This window comes from Streptomyces sp. NRRL B-24484 (assembly GCF_000717715.1).
Classification (GTDB): Bacteria; Actinomycetota; Actinomycetes; order Streptomycetales; family Streptomycetaceae; genus Kitasatospora.
Window position 1 is genome coordinate 1 of the sequence record NZ_JOAI01000007.1, and the last position, 13,020, is coordinate 13,020.

A 13,020-nucleotide genomic window follows, 5' to 3' on the forward strand; every position below is an offset into this window, starting at 1 on the left:
GGCAGGCACTCCGGTTCACCGCGAACGCCCGGTGGAAGATCACGCCGGGCGGGAAGCTGTCCCTGCCGAAGGTGGGCGACCTGGACGTGAAGTGGTCGCGCATCCTGCCGTCCGACCCGTCCACGGTGACAGTGGTCAAGGACTCCGCCGGCCGGTACTTCGCCTCGTTCGTCATCGAGACCGACCCCGCCGCGGACCTGGCCCGCATGTCCGACACCGACACGGCGGTGGGAATCGACCTGGGGCTGACGCACTTCGCGATCCTGTCCGACGGCACGAAGATCGACAGTCCCCGCTTCCTGCGCCGCGCCGAGAAGAAGCTGAAGCGCGCGCAGCAGGCCCTCGGCCGCAAGGCCAAGGGATCGAAGAACCGCGACAAGGCCCGCACCAAGGTCGCCCGCGCACACGCGCGGGTCGCCGACGCGCGGCGCGAGTTCCACCACCAGTTGTCCACCCGGCTGATCCGCGACAACCAAGCGGTCGCCGTCGAGGACCTGGCGGTGAAGGGGCTCGCGCGCACGCGCATGGCCAAGTCGGTGCACGACGCCGGCTGGTCGCAGTTCGTCAACATGCTGGAGTACAAGGCCGCACGGTACGGGCGCGCCCTCATCCGGATCGGCCGCTTCGAGCCGACGTCCCAGGTGTGCTCACAGTGCGGCGTCAAGGACGGCCCCAAGCCTCTGTGCGTCCGGACATGGACCTGCGGAGCCTGTGGGGCCGTCCTCGACCGGGACATCAACGCGGCGGTCAACGTCGCCAGGGCCGCCGGACTGGCGGTGTCGGCCTGTCGAGCGCAGGTAAGACGGGCATCCGTGCCCGCGCAGCGCAGTGAAGCAGGAACCCACCCGAAGCCCTCACCCATCCGGTGGGAGCAGGCGGGCTCCACCGCACAGGTCGCACGGCCCGGCAGCTCCGCCCCGCCGGCCGGCGCCGCATCGAGGAAGGCCCGGGCCGTCCCCGGTTCGTGCAGGCTCAGCACCGGCCCGTCCGCCGTCGTCACCGCACCGGAGGGCAGGAACCCGTCCGACACCGTCCGGCCCAGCCCCTCGGCGAACACCACCGGCAGCCGCCCGGCGACCCCCGGCCGGCGGACCGTCAGGACATTGCGGCACTGACGCTCCGCGCGCTCGCCACCCACGTGGGAGTGCCGCACCGACCACAGGACGGTCCCGTCACCGACGACCGTCCGCCGGGCCCTTTGCCCGCTGCGCACCATGGGCGGCAGCCTGGGCCCTGCCTTCCGAGGCGCAGGGGTCGTCGGCCTTCGCCCGCGATGCCGTACGTCCCCGAACCGACCTCCCGGGGGTCCTCGAAGACCGCTCCCGGGCGAACCCCGGAGGCGGCCGCCGGGCGGGGCGGTGCGGCCGTTCGGTGGCCCGGGTGTGCACTTTTCGGTTCTGGCTCGTTGGGTGGGTGTGGCGGAAGATGCGGGTGGTGGTGGACGGCGTGCCGCGCCGATGGTGTGGGCCCTGGCGGTGCGCGAGGGGCCGGACGGCCGGTCGGAGGCGGAGGCGATCGTCGAGGTCGGGCAGGAGTGGTACGGCGAGCTCGTCGCGGACGCGATGGACAGCGGGTTCGTCCTCGCCGCGGGCAAGCCCCCGGCCACCACCGGCGTGGTGGAGGTCCGGGAGGGCTGGTTCGAACGGCTGGTGCTGGTCGGCGGCCGCGGGGTCTGGGAGCCGCACCCGCCGGTGCAGGCCTCCTCGGTCTGGCAGACCGCGGCGGCCGAGCCCCCGGGTGTGCTCGTCCTCGTCGTCCCGCCCGGCACCTGGCCGCCCGGGCTGATGGGCCTCGACCCGATGCAGCAGGCGGAGGCCTTCGGCCGCAGCCTGGAGGCCGCCCGCCTGCGGGGACTCGTCCTGCACGGCACGGCCTCGGTCGTGAAGCACTGACGAGGTGTCAAATCCCTTGCACGGGTTACACGCAGACCGGTCGGGACACCGACGCGTGGATCCGGGGAGGGCGGGGCGATGGCCTTGAGGCGCACGGGCACGGGCAGCGGGGCGGTCGGCGGTGCGGCCGCCGCGGTGGCGGAGCGGGTACGGGCGGAGGGCGCGGCGCCGCGGCGCGTCCGGAAGCGGCGGCGGCCGGAGCCGGAGCGGCCGCTGCCGTTCCTGCACCGCCCGGGCCCGGTGGCCGCACTGGTGCGCCTGCTGGTGTTCCTGGTCGCCCTGGCGGCGACCGTCCTGTTCGCGGTGGCGCTCGCCCGCGCCACCCTCGTCCCGCAGCCGGGGTCGCGCGGCCTCGTGCACGCCAACCTCCGGCCCGGATCGACCCTGGAGCTCTACCTCGACCGGCCCGCGGTCCGCGAGGCGGTCAAGCAGGTCGGCGGGAACCTGCTGCTCGGGGCCCCGTTCGGGGTCCTGTTGCCGCTGCTGTCGCGGCGGGTCGGCGGGCTGGTGCGCGTCACGCTGCTCACGGCCCTGACGATGGCGTTGGTGGAGTGCGCGCAAGCCGGGCTCGTTCCGGGCCGTGCCTTCGACATCGACGACGTGCTGCTCAACACCGCCGGTGCGGTGCTGCTCCACCTGGTGGCCGGCCGCCGGATCGGGCGGGCGCTGCACCGCGCCCCGCGTGCCGGCCGCGTCCGGGATGACGGCACGGCGGGCTGTGCCGGACGCGCCGGCGATGCCGAGTGCGCCGGATGCGGGCGGCCTGTGGCCCAACCATGACCTGGCCCCGGGCCCAGGCCGCCCGGTGCCGACTGTGGCACAGGTGCGTCCGGTTGTGCGCGATCGTCTCAGCAGGCGAAAGGGCGGTGGTCCCGGTCACGGGTCGACGGCGGAGAGCGTGGCGTAGACGACGACGTTGCCGAGGTAGCCGGTGCGTTTGGTGAAGCCGCCGCCGCAGGTGATCAGCCGGAGTTCCGGCCGGCCGCCGGCGTTGCCGTAGACCTTGCCGTCGGGGAAGGACTTCTTGTCGTAGACCTCGACGGCGTCCACGGTGAACACCGCGGTCCGGCCGTCGGCCCGGTCGACCTCGACGGTCCGCCCCTTGGTGAGGGCGCCGAGCCGGAAGAAGACGGCCGGCCCGGTACGGGTGTCCACGTGACCGGCGAGGACGGCGGTGCCTGAGGAGCCGGGGGAGGCACCGCCGCCGTACCAGCCCGCGAGGTCCGGGCGGTCGGCGGGCGGAGGTTGCAGTGCTCCCGCCGGGTCCAGGTCCAGCCTGGTCATCGGGGCGTTCACGCCGACGGCGGGGATGCGCAGGCGCACCGGGTCCGAGGGCGGCAACGCTCGGACGGCGTCCGGTTCGGCCGGGCGCTGCGTCGCGGGTGCGGGTACCGGAGTCGGTGCGGGCGCGGATGCGGGTCCCGGCGCGGCAGAAGGGGACGCGGCGGACGGGGACGTGACAGAAGGGGGCGGAGCGGGCGAGGGCGTCGGAAAGGCCTGGGCGGCCGAGGGCTGCGGCGGCCGTTCGGGGTGCGTCCCCCGGCCCACCAGCAGGAGGCCCAGCGCGAGTGCGCAGCCGAGGGCGAGGGCCGACGGCGTGGGGCGGCGTCCGCGGGTCGGACTGCCGGGCCCGGTCTCCATGGTGATCACGCTTTCGGGTGCGGGGGACGGGAGGTGCCCGGCGCCCCGGACGGGTCCGGGGCGCCGGGCGAGGGGGCTGCCGCCCGGTCAGATACGGCCGGGGCGCACGCGGCGGCGCACCTTGACCGCGCCGCCGACCGCGGCACCGGCGACCAGCAGGCCGCCCAGGGCGACCCGGGCGCCGTCGGTGTCCGCGCTGCCGCCGAGCCCGGCGGCTACGGCACCGGTGGGCCGGCGGGTGATCTCGACGGTGTCCGTCATCTGGATCCGCGGAGGACACTTCACGGTGACCTTGCTGCTGCCGGGCGCGGCGTCCTCGGGCACCTCGAAGGTGCCGACCAGCACGCCCGGACGGTCGCCCTGGAAGAGGTGGAACTGGCCGCCGGCCTCGGACTCGCCCTTGCCGTAGGTCACGTCGGGGCCGCAGGCCGTCGTGCTGACGGTGACGGTCGAGCCGGGGCTCGCGTTCCCGGGGCCGATGCGGATCCCGGAGTCGTCCGCCGCGGCGGCGGGGGCGGACAGGGCGAGGGCGCCGAGAGCCAGGGCGGAACCGATGGCGACGCGTGCAATCTGCATGGATGTCCTCCGACGGGCACGTGGCCGGGCCGTCTGCCGGGTGCTGTGCCGTGCCCTCTGCCCGAGGAAACCGACGGCCCGTCAGTGCGGCAACCTGACGGACGCTCGACAGGGCCGTCCCGCCGGGCGCGTCCCGTCCCCGGCGGGCAGGATCCGTGCAGGTGGGAGGGGGTGTTCGACCGGAGATCGGCCGGGGTCGGCCGCGGTCGTGCGCACGGCGTCCAACGGGTGACGGCGCATCAGTGCGGCCCGGTCGCCCGCCCCCGTTCCGCCCAGGGACTTCCGTTGCCGGGAGCGCCCGTGACCGCGGGCCGGGAGCGTGGTGTGATGGGGCCGTGAGCCGCGCCGCCGAAGACACCAACCGCCGCATGCTCCGGGCCCGGGACGCGATGGACCGCCGGTACGCGCAACCGCTGGACGTCCCGGCGCTGGCCCGGATCGCGCACGTCTCCCCGGCGCACTTCGCCCGCACCTTCCGGACGGTGTTCGGCGAGACGCCGCACCGCTACCTGCAGCGCCGCCGGGTCGAGCGGGCGATGTTCCTGCTCCGGGAGACGGAGCGCAGCGTGACCGACATCTGCTACGAGGTGGGCTTCGGCAGCACGGGCACGTTCAGCCGCACCTTCCGCGGCATCGTGGGCCGGTCGCCGCGGGAGTACCGCAGGGCCGCGGTGGCGGCCGACGTGCCCACCTGCTTCACGATGGCGTGGACGCGGCCGCACACCTGAGCCGGATCGCGGCGCGCCGCGGCCGGATGCGCAGTTTCGGATAAGTCTTCCGCCGCTGCCGGCCCTAGCGTGGTTCCCATGTTCACCTCCATCACGCACTCGCAGATCTACGTCCTCGACCAGGACGCGGCGCTCGACTTCTACGTCGGCAAGCTCGGCCTGGAGGTCGGGGCCGACGTCGACCTGGGATTCATGCGCTGGCTGACCGTCAACGTCCCCGGCCACCCCGACCGCCAGGTCCTGCTGGAGAAGCCGGGTCCGCCGGCCATGTCCGAGGAGACCGCCCAGCAGGTCCGCGAACTCGTCAGCAAGGGCGCGACGGGCGGCTCGCTGATCTTCAGCACCGACGACTGCCGCAAGACCTACGAGACCCTGCTCGGCCGCGGCGTCGAGTTCACCGAGGAGCCCACCGAGCGGCCGTACGGGATCGACTGCGGCCTGCGCGACCCGTTCGGCAACAGCATCCGCTTCACCCAGCCCAAGGGCTGAGCCGGCCGGCCGGATCAGGGGCGCGCCGGGGCCGTCCGCCCCGCGCGCCCCTCGCCGTCCGTCGCGAGGCGCTCCAGCCGGCGGCGCAGGAGGGCGGTCTCGGCGGGCTCCAGGGCGGTGTCCGGGGCGAGGACGAGGAGACCGTCGCCCGCCTCGCCGCGCAGCCGCCGCTGCAGCGGCTCGGCACCCCGCAGGACATCGCCGAGGTGGTCGCCTTCCCGGCGAGCCCCGAGGGCCACTGGGTCAACGGCCAGGTGCTCCGCGCCAACGGCGGCATCGTCTGACCGCACGCCACCGCCGGTGCGCGGCGGACCGACGGCGCGCCACCGGGCATGTCGTGTACGCGTCTTCCCCTGGCGGCGGTGGACTGGCAGGCTGGTCGGGTTTGCCGACACCGGGAGGTCCCTTGTTACGCCTGTCAACCCTGGCCGTGGCGCTCACCAGCGCGTTCGTCCTCGTCACCGGAACGGCCGCCACCGCCACGGCCGCACCGGAGCCGGCGGCGGCCAAGGTGGAGCCGGTCGCCTGGACACCGTGCAACCCCGACCCGTCCAAGCCCGACCCGAAGATCTACGACTGCGCCGTCTACCCCGTCCCGCTCGACTACGCGCACCCGTCCGGCGAGAAGATCGGCATCGCGATGATGCGCCGCCGCGCCGGGAACCCGGCCGAACGGATCGGCTCGCTCTTCCTCAACCCCGGCGGCCCCGGCGGCAGCGGATACCTCTGGGCCACCACCACCCGGTTCGAGCCCCGCGTCACGGACAGCTTCGACCTGATCGGCTTCGACCCGCGCGGTGTCGCCCGCAGCAACCCCCTCAGGTGCTTCACCACCGACGAGGAGGCCACCGCCGTCTTCGACCGCATGGTCGGCGTCCCCGTCACCCGCGACGAGATCGGCGGCACCCTCGCCGCCGACAAGGACTACACCGGCGCCTGCGCCCGCAACGCCGGCGAGCTGGTGAAGCACATGTCCACCCTGAACGTCGTCCGCGACCTCGACCGGATGCGGCAGGCCGTCGGCGACACCGGACTCACCTACGCCGGCTTCTCCTACGGCACCCTGATCGGCGCCACCTACGCCGCCCTGTACCCGGGCAAGGTGCGGGCCGTGATCGTCGACGGCAACGTCGACCCGCAACTGCGCCTGCACGACGGCCTCGAGTACGACCGGCAGCGCGCCACCGGCTTCGAGCTCGCCCTGGGCGAGTACCTCCGGCGCTGCCAGGCCGCCGGCGCACCGCGCTGCGCCTTCGCAGCCCCCGACACCCGAGCGAAGTTCGACGCCCTCCGCGACCACCTGCGGACCGCCCCGGTCACGCTGCCCGACGGCTCCACCGTCACCCTGAGCACCTTCACCGGCCAGGTCGCCAACGCCCTCTACGCGCAGACCCGCCAGGCTCCGCTGGCCCGTTCGCTCCAGGCGCTCCACCTGGTGGTGAACCCGCAGCAGACCCTCGGCGCCGCACCCTCCGCGGACGAGGCGAAGCTGCTGGCGACCCCCGCCCCGACCGCACTGCGCGAAGCCCCGGCGGACACCCCGTACAGCGCCGACGACTCCTACTACGCCGTCAACTGCCAGGACAAGCCCTTCCCGCCGGTGCCGCAGCTGTTCCCGCTGGTGGCCCGCGCCTGGGAGCGGGAGTCGCCGACCTTCGGCCGGTACCAGGCCTTCGACGCGCCGCCCTGCGCCACCTGGCCGGCTCCGGCCCTCACCTCCGAGCGGTACACCGGGCCGTGGAACCACCGCACGGCCACCCCGGTCATGGTGATCGGCAACACCTTCGACCCCGCCACCCGCTACGCCTTCGCCCAGCGGATGCAGCGGGAACTCGGCAACGCCGTGCTGGTCACGGTCGACGTGGTCGAGCACTGCGCGGTCGGCCGCAGCGCCGCGCTGAACACCCTGGTCACCTCGTACCTGGTCGACCGGACGCCGCCGCGGCCCGGGCAGCTGCTGAAGCCGGACGCCGAGGCGTTCCCCGCGTGAGCCGCGGACGCCGCTGAGCGGACGGGTCCGGCGGCCGACCGGTGCGGCCGGTCGCCGGACCGTCGCCGGGCCGTCAGCCGAACAGCTCGGAGGCGGTCACCGCGCGGAGCCCGCGGGCGTCGAGGTCCTGCAGGATGGCGGGCAGCGCGAGCACCGTGCCCCGGTGGCCGAAGTGCAGGCTCACCACCGAGCCGGGCCTGATCCGGTCCATGACGTTCCGGCGGACGGCGGCCGGCCCGGGATCGGTGTAGTCGAGCGAGTCCACGTCGTACCCGAGGCAGTGCTCGTACCCGATCCGGCGGGCCTGCTCCATGACGGTGGGCGTGCAGTACTCCGTCTGCGAGGGCCGCAGCCAGCGGCCCTTCGAGCCGGTCAGGCGCTCCAGCCGCTCCGCGCAGCCGGCGATCTCGGCGTAGGCCGCGTCCGCGTCCATCGCGGCGAGGTTGCCGTGGCTCAGGGTGTGGTTGCCCAGCTCGTGGCCGGCGTCCAGGATGCGCTTGGCCATGTCCGGCTGGTCGTCCAGCCAGGTGCCGACCGCCAGCACGGTGATCCGCGCGCCGGCGGAGGCGGCCTCGGAGAGCAGCGCCTCCGCGATGTCGGCACTGCCCTGGCCGTGGAAGGTCAGCGCGACCTTGGTGCCGTCCCGCGGCCCCGAGGACACCTGGAACGGCAGGCCGGCCGGCAGCGGCCGCAGCGCGGCAGGAGTCGACGCCGTCGCGCTCGGGCTCGGCGCGGGCGACGGCGGAGGCGAGGCGGTCGGCGCGGGCGAGGGCGCAGCGGTCACGGCCCGGCTCCGGCCGGCACAGGCAGCGGCGGCCGCGCCCACCGCACCGAGCCCCACGGCCCGCAGGAGGCCCCGGCGGTCGATCGGATTCACGGTCGAGACCATACGGCGTCCACGGCGAACCGCCACTCGGGCGCCGTCCGGCCCCGGCGACCGGTGGGCGCCGCCGGCCCCGGGGCGTCCCGCCGCCCGTCAGGCGCGCCGGACGGTACGGGGGCCGGTGACCAGGGCGCCGAGGGCGGTGACACGGGTGCGCAGGCCGCGGTCGGCGGTGACGACCAGACAGCTGCGACCGGGGTCGGCGGAGAGGGCCTCCTGCACCGCGGCGACCACCCGGTCGTCGCCGCTGCCGGGCGCCTCGACGACCCGGACCTGCGGCAGCCCGGGCACGCCGCGGGCCGCGCCCTCCACGACGAGGACCACCTCCAGCGGACCGGTCCGCGCCCAGGGCGGCACCTCCGCCCCGTCGCCCAGGCCGTGACCGGTCAGCGGCGCGAGTGCGTCACGCAGCCGTTCGGCCGCACCCCGCCGGTCCCGCCACCAGCCGTCCGGCACCGAACCCACCACGTTGGCGGCGTCCACCACCAGCAGCGGTACGGCCCGTGCCCGTCCGCCCGCGTCCTGCTCGCCCATGGCAGCCAAGGCTGCCACACCCCCGCACCCCGCCGTCCCCGCCGACGGGCCGGGGCGACCGCCATCCGGGTGCGGCGCCGTGTCGCACCGCCGCGGACGGGCCGCGGCGGGTTTGATGAAGCCATGGAGAGCGACCCCACCGAGCCGTACACCGACGAACTGCTCGCCCTGGCCGCCGGCCTGGACCGCCCGGCCGCCGACCTCTTCGTCCGCCGGGTCTTCGAGGGCGGCGTCGAGCACGGCGCCCGGACCGCGCTGGCGAACGTCGCCGCGGCCGAGCACGAGAAGGAGACGCAGATCCGGCGGCTCGGCGAGCGCCTGGTCGAGCTGGGCGAGGACCCGCTCGACGTCGCCCGGCTGCTGAGCGGCGGCTGAGCGGAGACCGCACGGCGGCCGAGCCGCGACCGGGCGGGCGGCCGGGCCGCCGGTCTTGCCTGCGCCCTGGTGGGCGAGGGCCCGGGGCCGGCTCAGAGCCAGCCGTTGCGGGCCGCGTGCAGCGCCAGCTGGAAGCGGGTGCGCGACCCGGCCCGGGCGCCGATCTGCTCCAGGTGCCGGGAGAGCGTGCGGCGGCTGACCCCGAGGAGCTCCGCGATGGTGTCGTCCGTGACGCCGGTGGCGAGCAGTTCCAGGATGCGGCGCTGCACCGGGCCGAGCCCCGGCGGCGAGCCCCCGCCCCGGTGCATCGGCAGCGCCGTCCGCCACGAGGTCTCGAACAGACCCGTCAGCGCGGACAGCAGGCTCGACGGGTGCACCAGCAGCAGTGAGTCGTTGACCTCCGCCTCCACGAACGACATCGACACGATCGCCAGCCGGCCGTCGAAGACCGTCAGCTTCACCGGCACCGTCGGCAGCACCCGCGCCTGCTCGCCGGCGGCGATGCAGGGCCGGATGTTGACGTCGTAGTAGGCGGTGTTCTCCACCGCCGAGCGCGAGTACACCACCCGGTAGGCCACGCCCCGCTCCAGATTGCGCTCCTCCACCGGGTTGGCCGTGGCGTTCGTGTGGTACGGCGGCGAGTCGAAGCGCAGCACCTCGCGCTCCGCCGCCGCCTCGATCTGCCGGATCCGTTCGGTGACCGCGGGGCCGGTCACCACCTCCAACAGGTCCTCCGTGCCCTGCGGGCTGACGGTGCGCCGGTAGCCGCGGTAGGCGTTCACCGCGGCCTGGTGCGCCCGGTGCAGCTCGGCCGTCCGGGTGTGCGCGAGGTGGTCGAGGGCCACCGACGGCTCCACCGGGGCGTGCTCGGCGCCCTCCGGACCGGCCGCCGTGATCAGGCCCAGCCTGCGCAACTCGGCGAGCTGCCCCTCCAGTTCCCCGTCCAGTTCCCCGTCCGGGCCGTCGGCGCGGCCGATCCGGTCGGCCAACTCCTCGCGACCGCAGGGCCCGTCGGCCAGCAGCGCGGCGTAGGCGTCGGCCTGGCGCCGGGTCAGGCCCAGTCGGGCGAGGTGCGTCCCCAGGTCCTCGTCGATCAACGGGCCTGCCTCTCCGTGCGGATCACGGCGCCGGGTGCGCGCCGGTGGGCTGCATAGTGGCACGTCCGGCGGCCGGCGCACCAGAACGGGAGCGACGCGAGTGACGGATCGTCACGGTACGGCGGCGGGTGCCCGTCCGCGTCACTGACCCGGCTGTGCCACCGGGCGGCCGGTGCGGCAGTAGACCGTTGCTGTCCCGGACGGTCCGGGGCGGCAGCACCCACACCGAACGGGAGTCACCCGTGCCCAAGCACCGCGCCCACCGCATACGCCGCAGGACGCTCGCCGTCGCCGCGGCCGCCACCGCGGCGACGGCCGTCGCCGCCACCCTGGCGGTCACCTCCGCGGACGCGACGCCGCCGCCCACCGGCGAGGTCCGCGCCGCCGCGGCCGAACCGATCGCCGGGCGCTACCTCGTGGTGTTCAAGGACGCCGGCGACGCGCTCCAACAGGCCGCCGCGGTCGCGCCGGCCGCGGCCAGGATCGCCCGGGAACGCGGCGGCACCGTCCGCACCGTCTTCGACACCGTGCTGCACGGCTACGCCGCCGAGATGACGGCGGCCCAGGCGCAGCGGGTCGCCGCCGACCCGGCGGTCGCCTACGTCGAGCAGGACGCGGTGCAGCACCGCTCGGCCGGCCAGCAGAACCCGCCCTCCTGGGGGCTGGACCGGATCGACCAGCGGAACCTGCCGCTGGACCACAGCTACGGCTACTCGACCACTGCCTCCGACGTCACCGTCTACCTCGTCGACAGCGGACTGCGCACCACCCACGCCCAGTTCCAGGGCCGGGCCTCGATCGGCGTCGACGAGGTCGGCGACGGCCGCCAGGGCACCGACTGCCTGGGCCACGGCACCCACGTGGCGGGCACGGTCGGCGGCAGGGACTACGGCGTGGCCAAGGGCGTGAAGCTGGTCGCCGTCCGGGTGACCGACTGCAACGACAGCGCCGCCACCTCGGCGATCGTCGCCGCCGCGGACTGGATCACCAAGAACGCCGTCAAGCCGGCCGTCGTCAACATGAGCATCAACGGCGGGGTCAGTGCCACCGAGGACAAGGCGATCAAGCGCTCGATCGCCTCCGGCGTCACCTGGGTGGTCTCCTCCGGCAACGGCAACTCCGACGCGTGCAAGAACTCGCCAGGGGACATCGCGGAGGCCATCGTCGTCAACAACGCCACCTCCGACGACAAGCGCCGCTCGGACTCCAACTGGGGCTCGTGCACCGACCTGTTCGCACCCGGCACCGACATCGTCTCCGCGTGGAACACCGGCGACAGCGCCACCAAGTCGCTCACCGGCACCTCCATGGCCGCACCGCACGTCACCGGCGCCGCCGCGCTGTACCTCGCGGCGCACCCCGGTGCCACCCCCGCCCAGGTGCAGAGCGCGCTGCTCTCGGCCGCCACCACCGGCAAGATCGGGAACGCCGGCAACGGCACCCCGAACCGCCTGCTCTACACCGGGGACAAGCCGAACGGCTGACCCGCCCCCGCCCGGACGAGCGCCGGGCCCGGCACACCGCCGGGTCCGGCGCGCACCGGCCTGCCCAAAGGCCGCGCCCACCCGTTGCCCGCCCGCGGCCCCGCCTGCCGCCGGCCCGCGGAGCAGCGGTGGACGCGGCCTTCGGCATGCCTGCGCACCGATCCTCCTCCGGTTCCCCACCGGTCGTGGCAGGCACACCAGTTGACGAATCCACAGATTTGGACGGAGACCCGGGGCGGCAACCCGCCCGGAACTCCCGGCCCGCAAGGGCGGGCCCGTCCACAGAATTGGGCCGAGCTTGACAGGACGCACCGCACCCACTGCACCGACCTTGACGCACCCCGGCCGTGGAGAGGAGGTTCGAGCCGCGTCCGATGCAGCGGAAGGCGCCCCGCGGATCCCGGACGGCTCCCCGACTCACCCCTGGAGACAGGCATGTCCAACTCACGCCAGAACCGACACCGCCGCACCCGCACCAAGGCCGCGGTCCTGCTCACGGTGCCGGCGGCCCTCACGGCCGGTGTCTTCGCCACCGTCGCCGGGATCGACAGCGCCTCGGCGGCCGTCGTCCCGAGCCCCGACCACATCGTCGTCGTGATGATGGAGAACCACGCCTACGGCCAGATCATCGGCAGCAAGGACGCCCCGTACATCAACCAGCTCGCCACGGGCGGCGCGCTGCTGAAGGCCTCGTACGGCATCACCCACCCCAGCCAGCCGAACTACTTCGCGATCTTCTCGGGCAGCACCCAGGGCATCAGCGACGACGGCTGTTTCAAGGCCGGCTCCATGACCGCCGCCAACCTGGGCTCGGAACTGATCGCCGCGAAGAAGACCTGGGCCAGCTACAACGAGTCCCTGCCCGGCGAGGGCTCGACGACCTGCAAGAGCGGCAGGTACGCGCAGAAGCACAACCCCTGGTTCGCGTTCAAGAACGTGCCGACCAACACCGGCAAGACCTTCGCGCAGTTCCCCAGCGACTTCACCAAGCTGCCGGAGGTGTCCTTCGTCACCCCCGACCTCTGCTCGGACATGCACGACTGCTCGGTCGGCACCGGTGACGGCTGGATCAAGAACAACCTCGGCGCGTACGCCTCCTGGGCCAAGACCCACAACAGCCTGCTCGTCGTCACCTACGACGAGGACAACAAGCACAGCGGCAACCAGATCCCCACCGTCCTCTACGGACAGCCCGTCAAGGCCGGTACCGCGCCGACCACCAAGTACAACCACTACGACATGCTCCGCACCCTGGAGGACCTGGCCGGGGTCGGCAGCCACGCCGGCAAGGCCGCCAGCGCGTCCGACATCACCGGCGTCTGGAACTGACC

The 13,020-nt window shown here is 74.5% G+C and carries 14 protein-coding genes and 2 pseudogenes; 10 read left to right on the forward strand and 6 right to left on the reverse strand.

Annotated features, from left to right (window positions below; all coding sequences use genetic code 11):
- From IE98_RS0108585 to IE98_RS0108595, 3 genes are all read left to right on the forward strand, one after another.
- Positions 1 to 1,115: RNA-guided endonuclease InsQ/TnpB family protein (locus tag IE98_RS0108585; RefSeq protein ID WP_234443459.1), on the forward strand; the 1,115-nt coding region annotated here is incomplete at its 5' end.
- A 342-nt stretch (positions 1,116 to 1,457) separates the two neighbouring features.
- Positions 1,458 to 1,892, forward strand: coding sequence for a hypothetical protein (locus tag IE98_RS0108590; protein WP_030266802.1), 435 nt, complete (start codon positions 1,458 to 1,460; stop codon positions 1,890 to 1,892).
- A gap of 78 nt (positions 1,893 to 1,970) precedes the next feature.
- Entirely contained in the window at positions 1,971 to 2,672 is a 702-nt protein-coding gene (locus tag IE98_RS0108595) for a VanZ family protein (RefSeq protein WP_063748889.1), read from the forward strand.
- A 96-nt stretch (positions 2,673 to 2,768) separates the two neighbouring features.
- Here IE98_RS0108595 and IE98_RS0108600 read toward each other — a convergent pair whose 3' ends face one another.
- Both IE98_RS0108600 and IE98_RS0108605 read right to left on the reverse strand, forming a co-directional pair.
- Entirely contained in the window at positions 2,769 to 3,533 is a 765-nt protein-coding gene (locus IE98_RS0108600) for a class F sortase (protein ID WP_030266807.1), read from the reverse strand.
- A gap of 87 nt (positions 3,534 to 3,620) precedes the next feature.
- Positions 3,621 to 4,109: a hypothetical protein gene (locus IE98_RS0108605; RefSeq protein ID WP_030266810.1), complete on the reverse strand. Its 489-nt coding sequence runs from the start codon at positions 4,107 to 4,109 to the stop codon at positions 3,621 to 3,623.
- A 335-nt stretch (positions 4,110 to 4,444) separates the two neighbouring features.
- Here IE98_RS0108605 and IE98_RS0108610 point away from each other — a divergent pair, with 335 nt between their 5' ends.
- Both IE98_RS0108610 and IE98_RS0108615 read left to right on the forward strand, forming a co-directional pair.
- Positions 4,445 to 4,837: a helix-turn-helix domain-containing protein gene (locus tag IE98_RS0108610; RefSeq protein ID WP_030266813.1), complete on the forward strand. Its 393-nt coding sequence runs from the start codon at positions 4,445 to 4,447 to the stop codon at positions 4,835 to 4,837.
- A 78-nt stretch (positions 4,838 to 4,915) separates the two neighbouring features.
- The gene (locus IE98_RS0108615; RefSeq protein WP_030266816.1) at positions 4,916 to 5,326 is read left to right on the forward strand and encodes a VOC family protein; all 411 of its coding nucleotides are present in this window, start codon (positions 4,916 to 4,918) and stop codon (positions 5,324 to 5,326) included.
- A gap of 14 nt (positions 5,327 to 5,340) precedes the next feature.
- Here the strand turns inward: IE98_RS0108615 and IE98_RS50630 are convergent, their stop codons facing one another.
- A complete protein-coding gene (locus IE98_RS50630) occupies positions 5,341 to 5,520 on the reverse strand; it encodes a hypothetical protein (RefSeq protein WP_234443470.1) in 180 nt (59 codons plus the stop codon).
- Here IE98_RS50630 and IE98_RS46065 point away from each other — a divergent pair.
- A pseudogene (locus IE98_RS46065) lies at positions 5,452 to 5,610 on the forward strand (SDR family oxidoreductase); the annotation flags it as partial. The gene IE98_RS50630 and the pseudogene IE98_RS46065 overlap by 69 nt on opposite strands.
- A gap of 122 nt (positions 5,611 to 5,732) precedes the next feature.
- Positions 5,733 to 7,316, forward strand: a complete 1,584-nt coding sequence (locus tag IE98_RS0108625) for an alpha/beta hydrolase (RefSeq protein ID WP_052390293.1) — start codon at positions 5,733 to 5,735, stop codon at positions 7,314 to 7,316.
- Positions 7,317 to 7,389: 73 nt separating this feature from the next.
- Here IE98_RS0108625 and IE98_RS0108630 read toward each other — a convergent pair whose 3' ends face one another.
- On the reverse strand, positions 7,390 to 8,100 hold the full coding sequence (locus IE98_RS0108630; protein ID WP_234443460.1) for a polysaccharide deacetylase family protein: 711 nt from the start codon (positions 8,098 to 8,100) through the stop codon (positions 7,390 to 7,392).
- A 192-nt stretch (positions 8,101 to 8,292) separates the two neighbouring features.
- On the reverse strand, positions 8,293 to 8,733 hold the full coding sequence (locus IE98_RS0108635) for a hypothetical protein (RefSeq protein WP_052390294.1): 441 nt from the start codon (positions 8,731 to 8,733) through the stop codon (positions 8,293 to 8,295).
- A gap of 123 nt (positions 8,734 to 8,856) precedes the next feature.
- On the opposite strand from IE98_RS0108635, the gene IE98_RS0108640 reads away from it, so the two are divergent.
- Positions 8,857 to 9,108: a hypothetical protein gene (locus tag IE98_RS0108640; protein WP_030266833.1), complete on the forward strand. Its 252-nt coding sequence runs from the start codon at positions 8,857 to 8,859 to the stop codon at positions 9,106 to 9,108.
- Between the two features lie 182 nt (positions 9,109 to 9,290).
- Here IE98_RS0108640 and IE98_RS52515 read toward each other — a convergent pair.
- A pseudogene (locus IE98_RS52515) lies at positions 9,291 to 9,527 on the reverse strand (helix-turn-helix domain-containing protein); the annotation flags it as partial.
- 920 nt (positions 9,528 to 10,447) lie between these two features.
- Between IE98_RS52515 and IE98_RS0108650 the strand changes: the two are divergent.
- Positions 10,448 to 11,689, forward strand: coding sequence for a S8 family peptidase (locus tag IE98_RS0108650; RefSeq protein WP_043173756.1), 1,242 nt, complete (start codon positions 10,448 to 10,450; stop codon positions 11,687 to 11,689).
- A gap of 435 nt (positions 11,690 to 12,124) precedes the next feature.
- Entirely contained in the window at positions 12,125 to 13,018 is an 894-nt protein-coding gene (locus IE98_RS0108655) for an alkaline phosphatase family protein (RefSeq protein WP_030266841.1), read from the forward strand.
- Positions 13,019 to 13,020: the final 2 nt, after the last annotated feature.